This is a genomic window from Flavobacterium anhuiense (assembly GCF_004151235.1).
Taxonomy (GTDB): domain Bacteria; phylum Bacteroidota; class Bacteroidia; order Flavobacteriales; family Flavobacteriaceae; genus Flavobacterium; species Flavobacterium anhuiense_A.
On record NZ_JUIV01000006.1, the window covers coordinates 194,823 to 217,845 of the forward strand.

The window sequence follows — 23,023 nt, forward strand, 5'->3', positions numbered from 1 at the left end:
AAATTCAAAAATCCTTATTTTTCAGGGCATCCAAAAAACAGCTTTTTGATGCATAAGTGGCTTTATTCAGAATTTTCAGAAGAGAGGATAATCAAAGAAAAGCTTGTGCTTATTTGAAGATTATTGTGTGCTGTTTTTGTTTTTTATTCAATGGAATCGGCAGATCGTTTGAAAAAGCTCAATTATTGCGCCTGCTATGGTATTTATTTGAGTAAAATTCGTACATTTACAAGCTATCAACCGCTCCACGGATATAATTCAACCGTTTATCGATTTACAAAGACTTATATTTTTATATAGACTTTTGCAGATTCTTAGACTCTTGTCTTCTGTACTGCAAAAAATATAGGCCATGTCAAAACTCCACGATCCCCATAAAGTCATATTGATAGCTGACGACGATGAAGACGACAGAATGCTGTTTTTGGATGCTGTCGAGGATTTGAATCTGCCTGCTGCCGTAAAGGCTGCCTGCGACGGGCAGGAACTGCTCAATACCCTTGAGAAGACCGCAGACCGCCTGCCTGATATGATCTTCCTGGATATCAATATGCCCATCAAAAATGGATTTGACTGCCTTGCGGAAATCCGCAGCAGGGAAGATGCCCTGAAAGAAGTCAAGATCATAATGCTCTCCACGAGCAAAAACGCTGACAATATCGAGCTCTGCCATAAACTCGGCACTGATTTGTACGCTGTGAAACCCAGCAGTTTTCAGGGGCTGAAGGACCTGCTCCAAAAAGTATTTGAGATTGACTGGAGCAGCATCCAAAAAAGCAGCAACAGATTCCTGCTTGCCTAAGCAGTACATCCGCATTATACTTAGGAAACAAAAAACTTTATCTTTCGGAAAATCACAGATCAATCTGAGAATCCATTGCATCCAAAGTTTAACCTATTTCCGTACTCTTTTTTGATTCAACCAACCGAAACAAAGAAAATAGAGAATTCAAACTTCTCATTAAATTCTGCGATCAGAAAATCATAAGCTCTCCTTAAATGAAATTCGAATTATGATAAATGGAAAGGCAAACCTGTAAATGCTTCTCTGCCTTGCGTAATAATTTTGCGCTTATTCAAATAATTTAAAATATCATATTATGAAAACGCACGAAAAGAAAAGAACAAGTGAAATAGAGAAAGCGCAGGATTCAGTAAAAAGAAAAAGCATGATCATCAATGCAATGGTTTTTTCAATACTTTCTTTTATAGCAGTCCTGCTGATTACACAAATCGTCTAAAGCATTTAACTGACGCTCACAAAACTAAAAAAACAAACTTTATACTTCCGTCTTCTGTTCTTCCGGAGCAGTGCGCTTGATAAGGAGATAAAAATCTTTAAGATGCCACCAGGCGGGGCACATTTCCAAAGGGCCGTTAAAAGTCCTGATCCCTGTATAGCAGCTTTTCAAAAATAGCTGGGAATCGGTAATCTTTGCCCAAGGCTTCCAATCCACCTGTAAAGGAGGCGGCGTATTGTCAAAATATCGTTTAATTTCTTCGGGATTCATGACGCAAAATTAGCCAAAAAGCAGAAGTCTGTCAAGATGTAGACCCTATTATGACTGTAATATCTTTAAAGTTTCAGCGACGATTTTCTACAGCAGACTGAGCGCCACAGAATTGCCGCCATTGAGATAAATGAACTTTTTGAAATTCCACGCAAGATAATTTAAAATGGAGTAAATCATGTCTGAGTTTTTTGTTTTTTTATTATCAGGTGGACTAGAGAGGGATTATGAAACATACGCTGAAGTTCTGAATCTATAAGTTCTGAGATGTCCTGTTTTACCTGAAGGTAATTACGCTCTACCATTGTCCTGTTGATGGTTCTTACAGGAGTGATATCTTCAAAAGAATCCTGTTCTTTTTTAAGCGCTTCATGGTCATTTATGATATCGCAATGAAACGCTTTGAGATCTATCCTGCAGTCCGGATCATCTGCAACAATGCCCACAAATTCTCCAGAGCTTAATGTGGAAATGGTAGAAGCGGGAACTGCGGATTCCAGCTGTTTGGACCTGCTGATGGAAGTATCAGAGCTGTTGATGGAAAGGCTTTCACGATCCTGCATTATTTTGCCAAATCGCTCCGACAGCTGTTTTGCAGTATCACCAGTGACCTGTCCGCTTATGATATTTCCTGTAATGTTCAGTATTACATCTGCCTGCTCTCGCCCGTAATCCTTACGCAGCTGGCTGAAGTCCTGAATGCCCAGGCAAGTGCTTACTTTATTGCTCCTGGCGGTGGCAATAAGACTGTCCATATTATTGAGGTAAATAGTCGGGAATTCGTCGAAAACCAAACTGCTTTTCAATTTTCCTTTCTGGTTAACCTGTTTGATAAGCCTGCTGACAAACAAAGAAAGAACTGCTCCATAGGTCTGTACTTTCTGTGGATTGTTTCCCATACATACTATTTTAGGTTCCAAAGGATTATTGATATCCAATGTGAAATCATTTCCAGATAGCACATAATACAACTGGGCGGAGGAGAGCCTTGCCATTGAAATTTTTGCAGAAGCTATTTGTCCTTCAAGCTGCTCCATCACATCATTGAGATAGGCGCTGACAAATGGATTGATGAGCACTTCAATTTCCTTTTCAGTACGCAGCAGGGTAAAAAGGCTGTCATAATCCGCCTGCATGAGTTCAATTACATGCGGGAGTGTACAGAATTCACCATCATTATATCTTCGCAGGTACCAGATAACAGCACTAAGGAAATTAATGGGAGATTCCACAAAAAAATCACCCTGCTTTTTGATCCATTCCCTGTTCAGCCCCAAGAGAATGGTACGTGCTGATTCGGCGGCATCGGTGATATCGTTCATAGATTTCGGATCAAGGGGATTGCAGCGGTGCGAGCGGCTCAGATCATCAAAATTAATAATGTAGAATTTTGGCTCAATATTATAAAGATGTTTGAATTTCTTCCAGGTATTCCATGCAATAATGGTTAGGTCATCAAACTTAAAATCATACACGAACATACTGAACTTTTTCCTGATATGCTGGGTGATGATATGGCGGATTACAAAGTAGGATTTGCCAGAACCGGGCGTACCCGCAACCAGTATGCTTCTAAAAGGGTTTATTATATTAATCCAGCTTTTGCGAAGCTTGTTCTTCAGATAATATTGGGCAGGAAGATTGATGGAGTATTCATTTTCCAGCAGCCGTTCTTCCTGCGGGAAAGTCTCATTCTCCTTATTAAAAATATCTTTGGAATTGAGCTTTCTCTGTATCAGACGTGATAGGAGCGTGCCGCCTGATAAGATCAGGAGAAATCCTGCTGAAGTGATAATGATATACCAGACAAAATCAGTAAATGCAATTAATATGAAGTAACTGCTAAAGTATAACAGCAAGCCTAAAGCAAGATAGTAAACTGCGCCTCTAAAGGTCAGCTTTTCATTTTTTCTGCCCTTTGCACCCAAAAGCGAAATGAAGAGAAAAATAAGGGAAAGCAGTTTTGAGGTATGAAAGCTGTCAAATAATCCAGTATGAAACACATTTCCCAGCAGTTTATCGCTGAAGGTAAATGCAAGGTTCCATTCTTTAAAAATGGCATATCCATAATAATAGAAGTGCAGGCCTAAAAGCACAATAGCTATTAGTCTTGTCATATCCAGAATCTTTCTCAGCGCCTGTTCATTTTCTCCCGTCTGCATGTTTTGCTGATTTAGAATTATTTACAATCACTAAATTAGAAAAGAGCTTTGGAGAATCCTAACCCCGTTAAATTTTGCCTATAAAGGATTATTGAATTTCGCTGTTTTTTTAATGGGCAAAGCGATCTAAGAAAGATTTAGAACTGATTTTAGGATATGCAGATATTTTAATTTTTATCTGAATTCCCTGTGAACTTATCGATTTCAGGTGAAGTAGAAACAGTCTTTGCATTTCCCTTAACCATAGTCTCGGTAACGAAAATTAATTCTCCCTTTTTATTGGCAAAGTAATCGGAGTGAAGTACTCTAAAATGTCCCTGCCTAAAGTGAGGTATTTTTGATAGTGGTGAGTTTTGATTTTCTTTAATCTTTTCTGATGATTGAAAAGTAAAGTTTTTTGCCAACTTATTTTCGTTTCTTTGTAATAGGTTTTGTGGCACTCCATCAGACACACAATCTGGGAAACACTTCATATAAGCAATCGTATTGATGGCAAAACGAAATACTTTTGCTTGAGTTAGAGAAATTGCATCATTTTTTTTATTGACATCTGCATAGAATCTATCCGACATACGACCGCCATTTTCTCCCAACGCAAAGTACAGCTCTACGCTGCCATCAGCTTCAATGCTTAAAGAAAAAGCATAACCATCAGCTTCATAAGGTAAGTGCAAAGCAAATTTATACACTACCGTCTCCCTTTTTTCATTTGAATATAAATGAAGAATTTCTCTTTTCTGCCCATTTTGGTAAAGGAACTTTTTAATGCCTTCTATATCCGATAATGGAGTTTTTTCAAGGAAGTCACGCAATTCCCTATCTAGAAAGAAAATATGTAAAAGTTCTCCCATGTAATCGTCCCTCCACAATTCCAGCCCTGATATTATGAGTCCTCTAGACTGCGGAGTTTCAGATATACCCAAAGGGGCATTTAAAATATTTCGCCGAAGTACAGTAAATATCTGGTCATTGGTAAAATCAGGGGTGAATTTTTTTTGAGTCCCATAGTAATGATGCCAAAAATATTTTAATGGTTTGCTGTAGTAGATTTTTTTCCCCATATCAATTTACTTAGTTTAGTAATTAGAAATATTTAGCTGGCAAATGTGATGTTAGAATGAAATATCATTCCAATCAGTTTTGTTTTCATCCTTTGATTTATTTATGCGATTTTCTAAGGCTTCAATAAATTTTATCATACTCGAAATACTATTGAAAACTAGTACACTCTCTTCGTAATTAAGGATAGGATTGTCGTGAGCAAAACTCTTGTTATTTCTTATATCATTAAAAGAATCCAAATTACTAATTGAAGTTTTGAGAATTCTTTTGGACATTTCAGTTTCAAGGAAGCCCATTTCAATTAGAAATTTGATATACTTTCCAAAGATACTATGTAAAGCTTCATCAGCTGTATATTTGATTCCGTGCTTTTTACATAACTCCCTTATATATTTCATTACAAAGGTATGTAATCGATCTAATGCAATTTCAGGCAAATTTTTTTCTATACTCTCCCTAATTGATTCAGAAAGTTTTTTAAAATCCACATCGTCTGAATTGGGTTTTATGGCACCAATATCATCCACTATATTACCTTGTAATCTTTGAGTTATTTTGAGGGATTCCTGATAAAGCTCTTCACTATTTTTAAATTCTTTCTCATCTTTTTGATACCATGAAGTTGATTGTTGTTCTTTCAGCTTTTCAAAATAGTAATGAGACATTTCTTGAAGAAGCTTTCCAACAGTATTGTCGTTTTCCACTTTAATAAACTGTCTTAATCTATTTGCCTTTGAGTTAGATGAATAGTGGTATTTTGGATCATCAATATCTAACCCTGTAACTGCCCCAACAAATTCTTGAAAAGTTCGGTCTGAAAAATCGGCGACGTATCCGCTGCCCATTCCTAAAAATTTTTCAATTTTAGCTTTTTCTTGAATGCTTAGATCTGCCATAATTTGTTTATTTGAATTATCGAAGGCGTTCCTGCCATAAATGGTTTATAATTATGGATTTGCTGATTGATAAACAAATCTATAAACAATATTTTTATTACAAATTAAATGATTTTTGCTATATTAAATGTATTTCATTCAGTAGATTTATAATACAAAATTTGGTGCAATGTTTTATAAAAGTGAGCAATTTTAGTCTAATTTATAAATTTGAGAAAGCAAAAAAAGACTTATAGATAGTATTTCAAAAAAATTGAATCCTATTATATTTTTCTTCTATTTCGTTTTTTCTTTTTAAACTGCTTAGGCAAATACTCAAGAGTCCTTTCAGGTTTGAGTATTGAATCTAATAATTGTATAATAACTGAGGAATCGAAAGTTTTTACAGAAGCATTTTCAGAAGAGAATGTTTCCAGCCGTTTATTAATCCAATCTCTTTTATCCAGATTGAATTTATTTCCACAGCGTTCTATTATTGCCTTTGCACTATACTCTTTGCCTAAACTTGATCCATTAAAAACATTTTTTGTAGTATGGTCGATGTAGGTAATGCCATAAACTAATCCTTCACTACTTGTTCTAAAAACGGTTTTTATTCCTTCCTTTTCCAAAAATAGGGAAAGCTGATTTACATTATTAATGTTTTCCCGTAAAATGGTCATGTCAATTACATTTTTTAACCTGACTTTATCAGACTCTTTTCTTGCTCTATTATATGTAAATTTAGACTCCAAAAATTTTAATGTAGGCTTAAAATAAAAATCGCTGGCTTTGATGGGAACACCAGTCGGAATTCCTTTTTCATCGAGTATGCGGTACACCATTCCCTTATTCAAAAAAACTTTTGAATGCTCAGTGCCACGATCGGCCAATACATTATAAGATTGCAATACAGCATTAAGTTCGGCAAGACTTGAATATTTATAACTGTATAAGACTTGATTGAGAACTGCTGCAAGAGCTTTTTTTGATTCAATTTTCCCATAACATACTTTTCCAATTGAGATAGGCAGTAAGTTAAACTGTTTATTTTTATTGAGACTTTCAGCTTTAATAAGTCCGAAAGTTTCCTCAATTTCTTTTCTTGCCGGTTCAGATTTTCTTATCCCTAAATGGTGCAGGTCAATCCTTTTTCCATCCCTTTCAATATTAATGGTTATTACATGGATGTGCGGATGCCCTGCATCAAAATGCTGATAGACAAGATAGGGCTGTTTCCCAAAACCTATCTTATACATGTATGTATTTGCAATTGCCATCAGTTTTTCTTTTGAATGATTTTCTGATGGGTCAAAATTCAGAGAAATATGTACGCTGTTGCGCTTGGTATTTTCATTTAATTGAATCCTTTCAGTAAAGCGGCTCAGCTTCATTGCATCGCTCATTTGAGATATTTCTAAAAGAAAATTTGCTGCTCCGATGCACTCAGCCTTGCCAGTTTTAACTTTGTTTTCATTGTAGTTAAAAATACTTCTTATAGAATTACCTGTTTTGATTATTGAAACCATTCTTCGGAGATTTTTTGAATATGATTATGAATCTCATTTATCTTTTCAAAGAGTTTTCTCTGCTTTAATTCAAAGCCAATGGTCCATTCTTTTGCATCGTAAATCTGACTTAATATGTGAAGTTTTCTGGTGGTCTGATTTAGGTTGTTTCCTATAGCATTAAGCTCATTTCTAAGGACGATTAGCTCTTCAACAAAATCATCTAATGACCTGTTTCGGTAAGTACTAATAATTGCTTTCCCAAACAATTGTTTGCGCATATATTCACTTAATTTCTGGCAGGTTGTCGTCTTAAATTTTGACTCTAATACTGTATATTCCGAGGGTGTCAAACGAATAGTGATTTTTCGTGTTTTGTTTGAATTTTCTCTTTCCATTCTCGCTGTCATAATTATTCATCAATCTCATTTTCTAATAAGAAATCTGCTGTATTTTTTTTTGTATATGGATTTCATTTTTAAACTTCCAGCAGCTTTCATGTATCTCTGATCCCGAGTTCCGAGGATAGATCAGCCAGATCCGGTTGTCCGACAATCGTTCATCTGGCCGATTGCAGGGACGTGGCAATCTTGAACCCTTTTTAAGAAAAACTAAATTAGAAAAGGCTTTAGCAATAAGCAATCCCCACTAAATTATGACTGGGCTTAATTCTTTAAAGCTTTTTACATTTACTATTTCTAATTATTAATTAAAAACGTGGAAGTTATGATTACAAAAAATGAAGTGTCCAAGGTTTATGATACGGTATTGAGTATCCCTGGAATGAATGAAATGGTGAAGATTGATTTGAGGATTTCACGAAAAAATGTTTTACTGTTGTGCCGTCTTATAGAGCAAGGACTCTTGGCTGAAAAAGATGCCGCGAGTCTGATAGGTATTCTTTCGAATGAAAGTGTCAATGAGCTTAGAAATTTTTCAGACGACTGCCTGCAGAAATCTGGTCTTGTCGAGCTGAACCAAAAGCTTTTGGAATTAAGTGCCGGCCTCAAAGATTGATTTTAAAAAATAATTTTTTGTGCTTTACAGATCTGCAAGATTTGTAAAGCACATTTTTTTTGCAGGAAATTGGCTTGATTTTGAAAACTTTTGGCTTGATTTTGTCAACAGTTTTTTTTAGTGAACGATTTAAATTTGTGTAAGCATTTTCAGTAAATGAATTACTATACAAAATTTCAATTATGAAACTACAGGAAAATTATAAGAAGCTGATTATTGAATTGATATGTTTTCTATATGCACTTTTGTTTGTCTATGCCGCGGCGAGTAAACTTGTTGATTTTGAAAGGTTTCAGGTACAGCTGGCACAGTCTCCCGTACTTAGTATTTATGCTGAATGGATTTCCTATTTTGTAATTGGTTTTGAGCTGATTATTTCGGGGATGCTTTTATTTTCGGCTACCAGAATCATAGGTTTGTATTTTGCATTTGTTTTAATGAGCATGTTTACCAGTTATATTTTTATAGTGCTTCATTATAGTTCTTTTATACCCTGTTCATGTGGAGGTATCCTGGAGAAAATGAGCTGGAAAACACATTTGATATTTAACTCGCTTTTTGTCATGATGGCAGCTGTTGCAATTATAATTCTTAAAAATAAGCGTCAAGATGATTTTTCAATAACAAAAAATAGCAGTAAAATCTGGACTCTATTGGCTTCTGCTATAATGGCTACAACAGCTGTTGTTATCTTATTCCTTTCCTCAGAGCAGGCTATTCATCATAAAAATCCCTTTGTCAGAAGATATCCAAAAAAAGCAATCGAACTTGATAAGACTATTGATCTAAGATGGAATTCCTATTATTTTGCAGGTTATGAAAAAAATATCCTTTATCTGGCAAATTATACAGATCCCCTGCATCTTCTTTCCATTGATAGCGATGGAAAACAAAAGAGGATAAAACTGTATTTAGATTATCGTAACCAATCTTTTAAATCAATAAAAATTGTAGTTCAAGACGGCTGGTTCTACTTGTTTGATGGTACACTGCCGCGCATATACAGAGGAAATACCAAAGATTGGAAATTAACGGCAGAATTGAAAAGAACCCCAAAATTTAGCCTGGCGCAGCCCATGGACAGCGTTACTATTGCATTTCGGAATAACACTGGTAATGACAGAGCGAATGTAATAGGAATTTTTAGTGCAGAAAAAGATACCGTTTTGTATTCGCAAAACCTTCTTACAAGGCAGATTGACGGAATATTTGATACAGACGGCATACTGCTCTACAACCAGAACAGGAAGCAGATCCATTACATTTATTATTATCGCAATGAGTTTATCACAGCTGACCGAAATGGGGAGCTTATGAGAAGAAGCAATACTATTGATACCAATAAACAGGCTAAAATTAAAGTAGCATATCTCAAAAATAATACAGAAAGGCAGATGGCAGCTCCTCCCTTAAAAGTGAACTCGATCAGTGCAGTTAGAAATAATCTTTTGTTCATCAATTCGAAAGTGCCCGGAAGATTTGAAGACGAGAAATTTTGGAAAAAATCTTCAGTAGTAGATGTTTATAATTTGGATAACAATAGTTATGTCCTTAGTTTTTATGTCCAGGAAATTCCAAACCAGAAAATCCAGAACATTTTTGTAACCGATGATCATCTTTATGTTACAGCAGGTACAAATCTGATGGTTTTTAATCTCGGATATTTGTTAAAAAGTGAAATGAAACGCGAATCAGAGCTTAAAACTGACCGCTGAAAAATATATTGGCCGATATCAGGAATTAGATCGAAAACCTGTAGAAAAAAGTAGATCACGTTTAATTTAAATTTATAGTTATGAATACGATATTTTTAAAAAAAATGATGCCATTTGCCATAGTAATGGTGACTGGTACAGCTGGGGCTTTTTTAACCACTTCCATGCAGAAAACTGCCGGTAGTGCTGCTCCTGAAATTGGATATGTTACAGACGATAACAACATCCCTTGTAACAAAGAAGTGGATTGCAGCACAGACTTTAATTTACAGCTCTGTCGTGTAAGCTATGCCCCTCCAGGACAACAAGCAAAAGGCAAGGATAATAATTGTGATGAAACGCTTTATCGTCCTTCCAATTGAATCATGTTTAACCAGAAAAGCAATGCAGTTCTTGGAACTGCATTGTTTTTTTGAGATATCAATTTTTATCAATCCATTGCTCGGGTGTTTCATCTTTAAGATAAAACCCAAACCACTGTATTATTTTGCGTGTTAAGTCTCTTTGATTTATGGGATTTGTAATAGTGTGTCCTTCATTTGGAAACAACAGCATTGTGTTTTTTTTGCCAAGTCTGCGAAGTGCCATATGAAATTCTACTGTCTGATGCCAGTCAACATGATTATCTTCCTTTCCTGCATAGGATAGTAGAGGAGTCGTTATATTTTTAACAAATTCAATAGGAGAATTTAGATTATAAATTTCGGGATTTTCAGATGGAGGCTGTATCATTTTCAACTGCCCGTGTATGAAATAATTCATAGTAGGACGGCCGGTGTCCCAGTCTACTGTATGGTAGTAACTTTTAATGTTTGTAATTGCCGCACCTGCTACCGCCGCCGCAAAAATTTTTGTCTGTGTTATGATATAACAAACCTCAAAACCTCCGAAAGAATGCCCCATCAAAGCAATTTTGTCCGGCTGAACCAGTCCTCTGGCGATGATTTCTTTTGTGGCTGAAATTGTATACTTTAAAGCGGAAGGGCCTTCATTCTGTTTTTCGGATATTATATCGGGACAAAGCACAAAATATCCCTGACTGGTTAATACCACAGGATTGAAGCCTGCTTCATTTTCTAAATCCGGTAAAGAGTATTTGTAAAGATTTTGAGTCTGCTTTTCATAGATATTTACAATCATAGGGTATTTTTTATCGGGATTATATGATGCAGGATAGTAAAGCAATGCGCTCATTTTTATTCCATTCTCGTTTTGGAATTGAATTAGTGAGGCGCTTCCCCAATCGTAATCTGCCTGATGCGGACTGCTTTGAAATACAGTACGGGTAACTTTATCCTTTTGGAATATAATTTTTGGAGGTTTGTCAAATCTTTGCTGCTGATAAAACAGTACTTTTCCTTTGTCTGTCGTGTGGAGTTTGTCAATATAACAGCTGTCATAGACAAGGGGAATTTCTCCAGTATTTTTTTTCCATTTAAAAAATCCTGTTCTGCCATCCTCGCCAGTAGCTGTAAGCAAAACTGGATGGGAAAAATTAATTGATTTATATGTATAGCCATCATAGCTTTTCTCAATTTCCGAAAATTTTCCCGGTGCATATATTCTTAATTGGATCTGTTTTTCCCTCCCTCTGGTAAGTCTTTTTAGAGTAAAATTCTCAGGTGAAATTGTCCATATATCATAATTATCATATACTACGAGCTTATTGTCGTTTGCAGTCCATCCAACTGGAGTCAGTATAAAGTTTCTGCTGTTTTTTTGATTGGTCAGCGAAAGGTATTGCGAAATAATTCGGCGGGTGATGTTTGTGTATGTTTTTGAAGCTGTATTATAAATCCAGCAGCTATCATTAAGTATGTAATTTATATATTTACCTTCAGGGGAAGAGATAGGAAGTGGTTCAGACGGACTTATTTTTTTATTTTGAAGCAAGAGTTTTTTTTCCCCTGTCAGCAGATTTAAAATATAAAAATCGCGGGGGGCATCATATTCAAACTGAGGCTCATACTTTTTTGGATCAGAAAGGACTGCATATTTTTCATTGCCGCAAAGCATTACTTTGGATAATTCATCAGAGGTGATTTCGGAAAACTTTCCCGTTAGAGGGTGCCATAAAGCAAGACTATTTTGCTTTTTAAAACGTAAACTTTTCTGCATAAAAGGGTAGATGTATGTATCGCTGCTTTTCCAAATTTCTGCTTTGGATACGGCATCTTCTGTACTGTTAAAAGAATTCTCTTTTTTATGGCTTATTGAAAAAAATACCCGTTGAAGATCATTGCTAATAGTTATAGCATATTCTGCATTTTCATTAATAACTGCCTGAGATGGGAAATTATCTTTCGTCTTTGGATCAAGGACGTAAAGGCTTTTATTCTCCAGTATATAATAATAAAGTTTTTTGTTTTCTGTGCCAGAATTGGATTCCGTCAAAAAAGATACTGCCCTTTCTTTTTTATCCCATGTCAGCATCTTAAAGTTCACAGATTTTTTCTCATGAATCCATGTGGTTTTAGTTTTTTGCACTAATTCTAAGACGCCAATCGAACTTAAATTTTGATCCGCAATGGAAAAGAGAATTTTTTTATTGGCAGGCCCCATTCTCATGCTGGTAACGTTTTCAATTGTCGATAAAATCTTTCCATTTTGATCAAACACACTAATGGACTGCTTTTCTGTGAGTTGAGATTTTGTCATTACTACTAATCTCTCAGAGTCTGGCGAAGAAAAATAACCAGTGACATTGGCTATTGTTTTTTTGTTGCCATTCTGAAGATTTAGAATATGAATTCTATCAGCATCCTGATAAACAAAACTATTATCTCCCAGAAAATCAGGTTTAGTGCCAAGCGGAAAGGAGTACAGTTTGTTTTTTAATGTATTTTTTACGTATAAGGTATCTTTTCCGTTTTTATAGAACATTGAAAAACCGACCCAGTTTCCATTGCGCGAAGGTTTATGGAATAGAAAATTACCAAATGAATCATAATCTGATGCCGTAAGGCTTTTTTTTTGCAATGCCTGCCCCCGTAGGGGACAGACTACTAATAGCAAAATAAAAAATAAAAATAAAACTGCAGCAGGTACAGCGGTAAAGCCGCCCCTGTTTTTTAGATATGAAATATTCATGTGATGTATCTTTTAATAGCCTTCATTCTGCGGCAGAAGATTTGGATTGAGTTCCAATTCGGTCTGAGGCAGTGGAAATAAGATGTCGGTTGTGTTCCATCCCGGCTTTTGAGCTGATAGAATGGTGTTTATATCTCCTGAACGTTTAAGGTCAAAAAAGCGATGGGCGTATTCGGTAAAAAGCTCATGTCTGCGCTCTTCGGCTACAGCCTGAAGCAGTTCTTCTTTTGTGGAAATATCCGTACTTGTAAGGCCTGCACGATTTCGTATTTTGTTAAGATCTTCTCTGGCACCGATAATATCGCCCTGCTTTGCACGTGCTTCTGCACGGATGAGATATTGTTCAGCCAGACGCATCACAATTGAATACTCGACAGAAGACGCAGTAGTGCTGTTTTTCTTGTACTTATACGCAAAGTACCATTTAGAGGCACCGCTGGAAACCGAACCCATCCAGTGCTTTTTTCGCAGATCATCCGAAGAAAAGGAATTTACCAGAATGTTGTTCAGACAAACTGTTCTTGGAGGACCGCTGGCAAAAATAAATGCCACCGCTTCATCCGTATTTTTTCCTGAAGCTGAAGGCTGCAGCTGCCAGATTGTTTCTTTTGACTCCTTTAAAAATGCACTATCAATATTTTCAAGTGAAAAAGTTCCAGATTCATTGAGCACGGCAGATGCGCTGTCGGCAGCCTCTGCCCATAAACCAGAATAAAGATATACCCGTGAAAGCAAAGCTCTTACAGTAAACTTAGATGGACGTACCCTTGTACTGCTTAATTCAGCTGTATTTAAATTTACAGCAGCGAGCTGAAGATCAGTCTGAATCAATTGGTAAATTTCTTTAACAGGAAGTTTGCTGACAACAGTATTGATTTTATATTCTGTTGTGGTGACGTATGGGATATCCCCATACAGATTGACCAGATAAAAATGCAGCAGTGCCCTAATAAAAAGAGCTTCCCCTTCAAGCTTTTGTTTATTTGCTGTTGACAGGGATACAGAACTCCTGCTGCCTTCAAGCACGGCATTTGCTGCATATATATTGCTATAGGCTGCTTTCCAGTAATCGTTCACAGAGGAAGTGGAAGGCAGCAGATTATTGGTATAAAAATTTTCAGTAGTACTGAGCGGGTTTCCAAACCATGTCAGTTCATCTCCATAACAGCCTAGCTGGAAAGAGATTCCCACTCCAGAACCGGTCAGTATTCCGGTATCCCTCATTTTGGAGTAAATACTGGTCAAAGCGGCATCTGCGGTCTGATTATCTTCAAAAACACTTTCTTTGGTCAGCTGGTTCTCCGGCAAATCAATATCTAAAAAAGAATCGCAAGAAATAATTAGAAATGCCAATGACAGTACCAATTTATTCATGGATATTCTAGAGTCCCTTGTGAATAGGTTTGTGACTATTTTTTTCATGGTCTATTTTTTAAAAAGTTAGCTGTATGCCAAAAGTCATTATTTTTAATGGCGGAAGAAATCCTGTACTTATGAATTCGGGATCTCCATCTTTGTATTTGGTAAAGGTGAGCAGGTTCTGACCCTGGGCAAACAGTCTGCACTGAGTCTTAAATCCTGTCAGCGGAAGATCATAGGATAATGAAATATTTTTAAGCCTTATGAAGGAGGCATCACTTACCGATGCCGTGCTTTCACTAAATCGTGATCCTGCAGTTACCGCGGCTGCGTTATATCCGGCAGTAAAAATCTGGTAAGAAGCTGTATCTCCGGTATTCTGCCAGCTGTCGTTCAGTTTCTCTGGCTGGTTATACATCTGTCCTGCAGGACCTACCGGATAATTGTAGTTTTTCTGACTCGCAAATTGAAACAAAAAATCAAGCTTTACGCCTTTATAACTCAGCTGATTCTGAAGTCCGCCGAAATATTCCGGATTCAGGTCACAGATGATCTGTTTATCACCAGCGGCTGTTATTTTACCGTCGTTATTCAGATCATTAAACTGATAGATGCCAGTCAGGGGATCAATGCCTTTATAGTCGTATAAAAGAACAATGTTCAATGGTTTATTAATGCGGTATCTCTGGCTGTAGGTTGACCCTTGAAGCCCCGGAAAACTAAGCAGTTTGTTTTTTGAAAAGCTGATATTCAGATTTGAAATCCATTGAAAAGCTCCCTTGTTTAGATTTACAGTACGGAGCGTAAATTCTAAACCGGAGTTTTCCACTTCGGCATCAAGGTTTGACTGAAGGCTCTGAAAGCCTGTAGTTGAAGCCATTGGTATACCTACCAGCTGATTAGAAGATCGATTTCTGTACCAAGCAGCCGTCAAAAAAAGCTTATCCTGTAGAAAACCAGTTTCAATTGCTGCTTCCAGTTTTCTATTGGTTTCCCATGCAAAATTCGGGTTATAGAGGCTCGTTGGCTGTAAACCTACATTTCCATTGTATAAGACTCCTGATACAGAATAAGTATCAAGGAATTTGTAATCACCGATTTGATCGCTGCCGGTTGTTCCGTAGCTGGCTCTTAATTTACCAAATGAGAGCCAATGGAGACCTTTGGCAAAGTTCTCTTTTGAAAAAAGCCAAGCAGCTCCTGCGGCTCCAAAAAAGGCAAACTGATTTCCCGGACCAAAACGGCTGGAACCATCGCGGCGTGCCGTAAGGTTTAAAATATAACGTTCTTTATAGTTATAATTGGCTCTTCCAAAGAATGCCTGATATTTGTAGAGGGTCTCGGTATCTGCAACTGCACGTACTGTGGTAGAAGAAGAGAGGTTATAAATTAGGCTATTGGATGGGAATCCTGTCCCGGACTGTACAAGCTGATCGGTTAACTGGTTCTGAAAAGTAGCCCCAAGAAGAAGTTCCAGTTTTCCTGCACTGAGATTTGAGTTCCAAGCGAGCTGCGGTTCCACAATCCATGAATTCCGGCTGGTATTGTTCAGAAATAGTGTAGAGTACGAACTGTTGTAATTAAGTTTAGGGTCATATATTGTAGAAGGCGAAATCCTCGTTTCGGTATGACGCAGATCGCTGTATCCAAAACTGCTTTTTATTAGAAGCTTCTCTGTTATTTCATAAGTCAGTACCGTATTGGCAAGGAAATCATAGCTTTTGGATTCGAATTTTGCCGGCAGATTAGCAAGCGGGTTCTGCCATGTACTGCCTTCCCAATTGAGGCTTTCATCACTTTTGTACAAAGCAGGAGCGTTTGGAGCCAATGTCTGTGCTATAATAGTAAGATCCGAAGACGGCTGGTCATTATCCTGAATTGTATATCCTGTTGAGAATTGTATTTTGAATTTCTGATTTTCTGACCGGTGGTTCAGACTAAACTGTGAACCGCCTTTTTTATACAAGAAATCACCGGGATAAACGGTAGTTTCAGTATGATAGTTTCCGCTGAGAAGAAAATTGGTATTTTGTGATCCTCCAGAAACTGTACCCTGTAGATCTGTAAAAACAGAAGTGCCTCCAAGGAGCTCTTTCTGCCAGTCCGTATATCTGTTCTGGTCCCATTTTCCATTCACATCATAGGCTGAAGCAGGATAGGTGGTTACACCATCATTGGCATAAGCCTGGCGACGCATTGCTAAATACTGGGAAGTATCCATTAGTTTTATAAATTTGGTAACACTCCCAGCTCCTGTGGTCGCATTTACCGTAAATGTCGTTTTTCCGCTTTTTCCTTTTTTTGTAGTAATCAGCACTACACCGTTTGCACCCCGTGAACCGTAAATAGAGGTTGCATCGGCATCTTTAAGCACTTCAATGCTCTCGACCTGGTCTGGATTGATTCCGTTAAGAGGGCTGGTCAATGTCGGGAAAAGAGTCGCGGTCTGCCCATGGCCGACAGTGTCAGAGGAATAAGGCACGCCGTCTATAACATACAAGGGGGCATTTCCTTCAGCCCGCAGACTGTTCTGTCCCCTTATCTTAATGTCAAAACCTCCGCCGGGCACTCCTGTAGTCTGGATGATCGAAACTCCCGCCATCCTTCCCTGCATTGCGGCAAGGACATTGGTCACAGGCTGTGTTTCAATATCCTTCGAGGTTATGCGGGAAATGCTTCCCGTACGTTCGCTTTCCTTAACAGAATAATAGCCGGCATTGACACGCACTTCCTGCAGGGTTGTGGTGTCGTACTCCAATTTAATGTCAACCTTAGTATTGCCTTTCACGGGAACAAGTTTTGTCTTGAAACCGAGAAATGAAACCAAGAGTGTGTCATTGGGTGATACATTTATGGAATACTGTCCGTTGTAGTCTGTGATTACAGCATTATTTCCCCGTCCCTTTACGGCAATGGTGACACCGGGAAGGGGAGCGGTTCCATCGCTGACGGTTCCCTGAACCTGATGCTGCTGATAAGAGAAAGTGAAATGCCGTTTCGAATTTCCGGCCATAGATGATGAAAAAGACAGCAGTATGCCAGCAAAAAAAAGGCAATAAAGCGCTTTCCCATCCTTGTAAAATGAAAAATAATTCATAATATTGGAATTGGTTAGTTAAAGATGATTTGATTAGCTATAAGTCCTCTGCTATAGTTTGGTCGCTGTTCAGAGGATTTTTTTTATAATTACATAAGGTTAAATTTTTAAAATTACTGCATAAGAAAGTTAAATGTCAAAATGCAATTTCAAAAACATAGAAGTAGTGCTAGAATCAAAAAGGAAGTGACCTAAAATAAAAAGGGCAGGTACTCAACTTAAACGTTATCGAGGTACTGGCGGTACCCTACCACGAATAAGTGAGCCCACGCCCTAATATAAGGCGTGAGCATTAGCACTTATCATCTCGTGGTTATTTTAAACGCCAGTTTTCGATAACGAGATTCAAAGCGAATGCTTCAAATATTTTTATGAAGAATCGCAAAATTAATATATTAAAAAATAATATGTTGCAGTAAAGATAAAAAATAAAATGACAAATATGTCATTGTTTGTGATTTTTTTTCTTGGTTGCTTTGAAAATTATGGGACAAATTAAAAATGATAAACTTCTAAATGCTGTTAAGTTGGTTCTTAAAGAGCTACGTTTAAAAACTGGTTTGACCCAAGAACAAGTATCTAATGATATTAAGGCGAATAAAAATTTGTCTATACATATAGCACGAAATGAGTCTGCTAATTTAAATATTACAATTAGTACACTTTATGAGTTGTGTGATTACTACCAAATATCAGTCTCAGATTTTTTTACTAGAGTTGAAGAGTTGGATAAAGAACTGAAAATTAAAAAATAATTATTATTTCAGTTTATTTTAAATTTTCTTTTACAAATTTCAAATTCCAATGCTGTATTTCATTTTTTAATTGTTATTAAAACTTAAAGAATGTTTATATTTATTTTAGCTTCACTTACTAACTAAAAAAAATTACTTTTGTATGGAAGCAAAATAAACGAGAAAAACTTGTGATTAAAAATAAAATAAAACCATTTTTGAAATGGGCAGGTGGTAAGACACAAATGCTAGATGAACTTAATAACTATATTCCAGAAAAATACAATAAATATATAGAACCATTTCTCGGCGGAGGTGCAATGTTTTTTTATATTCAACCCCAAAATGCAATTTTATCTGATTTAAATCCGGAGCTTATTAATTGTTACATCATAGTTAGAGATCGTGTAGAAGAGTTGATTATTGCTCTAAATAAATATTCTAATGATGAAGAGTTGTTTTATAAGGTTAGGTCTTTAAAAGTAGAAAATCTTAATGAATTAGATAGAGCGGCTAGGTTCATTTTTCTCAACAAAACATGCTTTAATGGGCTTTATAGAGAGAATAAGAAGGGAGAATTTAATGTGCCTTTTGGTAAAAATAAAAATGTAAATATTGCAAATGTAGATGTTCTACGTAGTGCCAGTTTAGCGCTTGCAAATGCAAAAATAATTTGCGCTGATTACAAATACACTTTAAGAAGATATTCGGAAAAAGGTGATTTTGTTTTTTTGGATCCCCCATACGATGCAGTAAATGCCACTTCTGATTTTCAAAGATATACAAAACACTCATTTTATGATGATGATCAAATCAACTTAAGAAATGAAGTAAATAGACTAGTGAAATTTGGTGTGAAAGTTTTGTCTACAAATTCTAACACTGATTTTATTAATGAACTTTACAATGTTTATAACAGAGATGTTATAGAAACTAAAAGAATGATAAGTAGTAAAGTTGATAAACGCACGGGACAAGATTTAATAATTCATTCACTTGCGGAGAAAAGTAAAATCAATACTACCGATGAGTTGTTAGAAAATTTTCCTGGAACACGGTATATGGGGAGTAAATACAAAATCTTACATTTTTTATGGGATTCTATAAAAGGTTATGATTTTGATAATGTATTAGATGCGTTTTCAGGAAGTGGTTGCGTTTCATATATGTTAAAGCAAAAAGGAATTGAAGTTTACAGTAATGACTTTATGACTTTTTCTGCTAATATTACAAAATCGCTAATAGAGAATTCTAACATTAAACTGACTAAGCAGGATGTAGAGTTTCTATTATCTAAAAACAAATATTCTAAAAATTTTATTTTAAATACATTTGAAGGATTATACTTCAACGACGAAGACAATAAATTCTTGGACAATTTACTTGAGAATATTAATCTTATAGAGGATGTATTTAAAAAATCTCTTGCATTATCTTCTATAAGTAGAGCATGTATGAAAAAAAGAGCGAGAGGCATATTTACATATGTTGGACAAAGATATGATGATGGACGTCGTGATTTGCAACTTTCTCTTGAAGAACATTTTATAGAAAATGTTGAAAATTTCAATCAAGCAATTTTTGACAATGGAAGAAAGAATAAATCTTTCAATTCCGATATTTTTAAATTAGATATTAAAGCTGATCTTGTATATTTTGACCCACCATATTTAACGTCCAATTCAGATAATGATTACGTAAGAAGATATCATTTTGTAGAGGGATTATCTAAGAATTGGAGAGGTGTTGAAATACAGCACGAAACAAAAACCAAGAAATTTAAAAAATATCCATCTCCATTTGATTCGAAAAACACTGTAAATGAAGCTTTAGATAGAATGTTTAATTTGCACAAAAACAGTATATTAGTGGTGTCTTATTCTTCAAATTCGATTCCCACAAAAGAAGAAATGATTAAACTTTTAAAAAAGTATAAAAGTAAAGTGGAATTAAAAGAGATAGATTATAGTTACTCAATTGGTAATCAAAATAAGAATGTTGGAAATAATGCCAATAAAGTTAAAGAATATTTATTTATAGCTAGTTAAAAATGAGAATATCGATTACACAAGTACCGCAAGCGGATGAATTAAATAAAGTGATCAATACTGTTGAAGCAATCTATAATGGCTGTGTTACTGACTTACAAATTGCCGATTATGTAGGTTTTACAGACAGACAAGGGAGATATTATAGACTTGCTGCTGAGATTTTAGGATTAGTTGAAAATAACAAAAACAATGCAAATCTTACACCGCTTGGAACAGAGCTTATAGTTCTCGATGATCAACATAGACAGAAAAAAATTCGAACAATTTTAAAAGACAATGAGTTATTTAAAAGTGTATTGAAATTTATTGAAAGCTCAAATGAGGGAAAAAAACGAAACGAGATTTTAAACTATCTAGGAAATTTAATTGAAGGTGCTGAATCAACAATAGCGCGAAGATTATTTACAATTATTAACTGGCTTTTAAGCTCAGATCTTATTGTGCTCGATATTATAGAGTTGGGTGAAAACGAAAAAGAAACTGTTTACAAAGTTAATGAAGAACTAGAGGAAGATGATTTCATTGAAGATTCTGATTTTAAAGATAGTATTTATCCGGCAAGTTATAATAATGATGACGAACTTGACATTAAAGAAGTTCACATGCAGGTTGTAACTCTTTTGAGAAGAAATGAACAAGATAAAATTGTTATTCCTCCTTTTCAAAGAAATCAGGTTTGGAAGCAGCAACAGAAAAGTAGGTTTATAGAATCATTAATTTTAAATATTCCAATTCCACCTTTTTATATTAGTCAGGATTTAGAAGGTAAAATGATAATTGTTGATGGATTACAGAGATCATCAGCAATTTTTGATTTTTTAAAGGGTAAATATGCATTAGTAGGTCTTGAGGCTCTGCCATCTTTGAATGGCAAATACTATTCAGAATTAGGTGAATTACAAGCTAGAATTGAGGATCGTGAACTATTACTATATATTCTTAAACCTTCCGTACCATTATCAATAGTTTATGATATTTTTAATCGTATAAATTCTAACGGGACACCATTAACAAGGCAAGAAATTAGAAATTGTATATATATAGGCAAAGCCACAAACTTATTGAAAGAACTTTCTGAGAAAGATGAATTTAAGATGGCTATTGACAAAGGAATACCTTCTTTAAGAATGAAAGATAGAGAAGCTATTTTACGTTTTTTTGCCTTTTCAGAAGCCAATGCGCAAGAGGATTATAAAGGAGATCTTGATGACTTTTTGGGTAAAACGATGAGGAAAATTAATAGAATGTCGGAAGCTGAAATTAATTCTTTGTCAGATAGATTTTTTAGAGTAATGAAATTAACATTTGATTTTTTTGGATATACTAATTTTAGACTTCCAACTCAAAATAGTCGTGGCAGGATTAATATAGCTTTGATGGAATGTATTTCGGTTTATTTTGATAAAAAAAGTGACAAAGAGCTACTAGATAGAAAGATGAAAATTGTGGAAAATTATAACAATATTCTTTTAAAAGATCATTCATTTAGAGAATCGATAAGAATTTCCACTGGTAGCGTAAGTAATGTGAAAATAAGATATAATAAAACATTTGAAATTTTAGACAAATAATGATAAAGCAAGTATCAATAGACAATTTTAAATTATACAAGGAGAATGTAAAAATTCCTTTGTCAAATTTGAATCTGTTTACAGGAATCAATGGTAGAGGAAAATCTACTGTTTTACAAGTTTTTTTACTTTTAAGTCAATCTGCTTTTTCTAATAGAGCGACAAACAGAATATTTCTGAATGGTGAAAATGTCAAGCTTGGAAGTTTTGATGACGTGAAAAATAAAGAAGTTTCATTTTCTGAAAAAATTCATTTTGGATTTGAATTTGATAATTTTTCAATTGATTACTATTTCTATAATAATTCTACAGATGCTTCTGAAGTTTACATAGACGAGATTAAAACCAAATGTGACAAAACGGAGTTCGTCTTAAAAAGAATGGACGAATGGTATCAAGCGAACTTAAATTCAAAAAATGTAATAAACGGAACAGGAACAGCTTTGCAGTATCCGCTATTTGATTTATTTATTAGTGACGCAACTATTGAACAATATTTTAAGGAAACAAATATCTCAGAGATAAAGTCAGGAATTAATTTAGTAGGTATTCATTATGTTTCTGCAGATAGAATTGGACCAAAGAATTATTATGAAAACAAATCATTAAGTCACTTTGTTAGTGTCGGAGCATTAGGAGAAAATACTGTAAATGTATTACATCATAAAGGAAGTGATAAAGTTAATGAGGTAATGCTTACTCAATATGCAAAATTGTTTAGGGAAAACATTGAAGAACTTAGCTGGACTATACTTGATAATACTAATTATTGGATTAACAAAATTTTTCAAGGCGCTAGTATAGATATTACTAATATTAAAGGAGAAGATTTAATTAAGCTTCGTATTAATTCAGACGGAAAAAGTTCATACTTTAAACCTACGAATGTAGGATATGGTTTTACTTACTCTCTTCCAATTATAGTTGCTGGATTGATTGCTAAGCCAGGAGAAATTCTTATAGTTGAAAACCCGGAAGCGCATTTACATCCTTATGCCCAATCTATATTAGCAAAATTTTTAAGTTTAATTTCGCTATGTGGAGTTCAAGTACTAGTTGAAACGCATAGTGAGCATATTCTAAATGGATTTAGAATTGCAATAAAAGATAGTATAATCAAACCTAAGTCTACAAGCGTTTTGTATTTCGATTATAAAAATGTCGATTTCTTCGAGGAAATTATCATTGATGAAGACGGTGGTGTAGATCGTTGGCCAACTGATTTCTTTGATCAAGCAGTGAAAGATTTGAATTATTTATTAGGGATATAG

18 protein-coding genes are annotated in these 23,023 nt (G+C 35.3%); 9 read left to right on the forward strand and 9 right to left on the reverse strand.

Annotated elements, in window-relative coordinates; translation table 11 throughout:
* Nucleotides 1–352: 352 nt before the first annotated feature.
* Together NU08_RS10275 and NU08_RS22315 are read left to right on the forward strand one after the other, a co-directional pair.
* Entirely contained in the window at nucleotides 353–802 is a 450-nt protein-coding gene (locus tag NU08_RS10275; protein ID WP_129747031.1) for a response regulator, read from the forward strand.
* Between the two features lie 298 nt (nucleotides 803–1,100).
* Nucleotides 1,101–1,241, forward strand: coding sequence for a hypothetical protein (locus NU08_RS22315; protein ID WP_162789385.1), 141 nt, complete (start codon nucleotides 1,101–1,103; stop codon nucleotides 1,239–1,241).
* A gap of 39 nt (nucleotides 1,242–1,280) precedes the next feature.
* Here the strand turns inward: NU08_RS22315 and NU08_RS10280 are convergent, their stop codons facing one another.
* The 6 genes from NU08_RS10280 to NU08_RS10305 all read right to left on the reverse strand — a co-directional run bounded on the left by NU08_RS10280 (nucleotide 1,281) and on the right by NU08_RS10305 (nucleotide 7,516).
* Nucleotides 1,281–1,511 (reverse strand): DUF6965 family protein, encoded by a 231-nt coding sequence (locus NU08_RS10280; protein WP_113678669.1) that lies wholly within the window; start codon nucleotides 1,509–1,511, stop codon nucleotides 1,281–1,283.
* 176 nt (nucleotides 1,512–1,687) lie between these two features.
* Nucleotides 1,688–3,673 carry a conjugal transfer protein MobC gene (gene mobC, locus NU08_RS10285; RefSeq protein WP_129747032.1) on the reverse strand — a complete coding sequence of 662 codons (1,986 nt, stop codon included), beginning with the start codon at nucleotides 3,671–3,673 and terminating at the stop codon, nucleotides 1,688–1,690.
* Between the two features lie 167 nt (nucleotides 3,674–3,840).
* The gene (locus NU08_RS10290) at nucleotides 3,841–4,734 is read right to left on the reverse strand and encodes a hypothetical protein (protein WP_129747033.1); all 894 of its coding nucleotides are present in this window, start codon (nucleotides 4,732–4,734) and stop codon (nucleotides 3,841–3,843) included.
* A 51-nt stretch (nucleotides 4,735–4,785) separates the two neighbouring features.
* A complete protein-coding gene (locus NU08_RS10295) occupies nucleotides 4,786–5,631 on the reverse strand; it encodes an abortive infection family protein (protein ID WP_129747034.1) in 846 nt (281 codons plus the stop codon).
* 263 nt (nucleotides 5,632–5,894) lie between these two features.
* On the reverse strand, nucleotides 5,895–7,139 hold the full coding sequence (locus NU08_RS10300) for a relaxase/mobilization nuclease domain-containing protein (protein ID WP_129747035.1): 1,245 nt from the start codon (nucleotides 7,137–7,139) through the stop codon (nucleotides 5,895–5,897).
* Nucleotides 7,127–7,516 carry a plasmid mobilization protein gene (locus tag NU08_RS10305; RefSeq protein WP_129747036.1) on the reverse strand — a complete coding sequence of 130 codons (390 nt, stop codon included), beginning with the start codon at nucleotides 7,514–7,516 and terminating at the stop codon, nucleotides 7,127–7,129. The genes NU08_RS10300 and NU08_RS10305 overlap by 13 nt, the downstream gene beginning before the upstream one ends.
* Before the next feature lie 328 nt (nucleotides 7,517–7,844).
* Between NU08_RS10305 and NU08_RS10310 the strand changes: the two genes are divergently transcribed.
* The 3 genes from NU08_RS10310 to NU08_RS10320 all read left to right on the forward strand — a co-directional run bounded on the left by NU08_RS10310 (nucleotide 7,845) and on the right by NU08_RS10320 (nucleotide 10,212).
* Entirely contained in the window at nucleotides 7,845–8,135 is a 291-nt protein-coding gene (locus NU08_RS10310) for a hypothetical protein (RefSeq protein ID WP_113678673.1), read from the forward strand.
* Nucleotides 8,136–8,317: 182 nt separating this feature from the next.
* Entirely contained in the window at nucleotides 8,318–9,850 is a 1,533-nt protein-coding gene (locus NU08_RS10315; protein ID WP_129747037.1) for a MauE/DoxX family redox-associated membrane protein, read from the forward strand.
* An 80-nt stretch (nucleotides 9,851–9,930) separates the two neighbouring features.
* On the forward strand, nucleotides 9,931–10,212 hold the full coding sequence (locus tag NU08_RS10320; RefSeq protein ID WP_113678676.1) for a hypothetical protein: 282 nt from the start codon (nucleotides 9,931–9,933) through the stop codon (nucleotides 10,210–10,212).
* A gap of 58 nt (nucleotides 10,213–10,270) precedes the next feature.
* On the opposite strand, the gene NU08_RS10325 is transcribed toward NU08_RS10320, so the two are convergent.
* From NU08_RS10325 to NU08_RS10335, 3 genes are read right to left on the reverse strand one after another with little or no spacing between them, the layout of a single operon-like run.
* On the reverse strand, nucleotides 10,271–12,940 hold the full coding sequence (locus NU08_RS10325) for an alpha/beta hydrolase family protein (protein WP_129747038.1): 2,670 nt from the start codon (nucleotides 12,938–12,940) through the stop codon (nucleotides 10,271–10,273).
* Between the two features lie 12 nt (nucleotides 12,941–12,952).
* A complete protein-coding gene (locus NU08_RS10330) occupies nucleotides 12,953–14,362 on the reverse strand; it encodes a RagB/SusD family nutrient uptake outer membrane protein (protein ID WP_242502533.1) in 1,410 nt (469 codons plus the stop codon).
* A gap of 10 nt (nucleotides 14,363–14,372) precedes the next feature.
* Nucleotides 14,373–17,312, reverse strand: a complete 2,940-nt coding sequence (locus NU08_RS10335) for a SusC/RagA family TonB-linked outer membrane protein (RefSeq protein ID WP_317126354.1) — start codon at nucleotides 17,310–17,312, stop codon at nucleotides 14,373–14,375.
* Nucleotides 17,313–17,881: 569 nt separating this feature from the next.
* On the opposite strand from NU08_RS10335, the gene NU08_RS10340 reads away from it, so the two are divergent.
* From NU08_RS10340 to NU08_RS10355, 4 genes are all read left to right on the forward strand, one after another.
* Nucleotides 17,882–18,151 carry a helix-turn-helix domain-containing protein gene (locus NU08_RS10340; protein WP_129747041.1) on the forward strand — a complete coding sequence of 90 codons (270 nt, stop codon included), beginning with the start codon at nucleotides 17,882–17,884 and terminating at the stop codon, nucleotides 18,149–18,151.
* A 170-nt stretch (nucleotides 18,152–18,321) separates the two neighbouring features.
* Nucleotides 18,322–20,178 carry a Dam family site-specific DNA-(adenine-N6)-methyltransferase gene (locus NU08_RS10345; RefSeq protein WP_207214066.1) on the forward strand — a complete coding sequence of 619 codons (1,857 nt, stop codon included), beginning with the start codon at nucleotides 18,322–18,324 and terminating at the stop codon, nucleotides 20,176–20,178.
* Nucleotides 20,179–20,180: 2 nt separating this feature from the next.
* On the forward strand, nucleotides 20,181–21,752 hold the full coding sequence (locus NU08_RS10350) for a DUF262 domain-containing protein (RefSeq protein ID WP_129747042.1): 1,572 nt from the start codon (nucleotides 20,181–20,183) through the stop codon (nucleotides 21,750–21,752).
* Nucleotides 21,752–23,023: a DUF3696 domain-containing protein gene (locus NU08_RS10355; protein WP_129747043.1), complete on the forward strand. Its 1,272-nt coding sequence runs from the start codon at nucleotides 21,752–21,754 to the stop codon at nucleotides 23,021–23,023. Before NU08_RS10350 ends, NU08_RS10355 begins: the two co-directional genes overlap by 1 nt.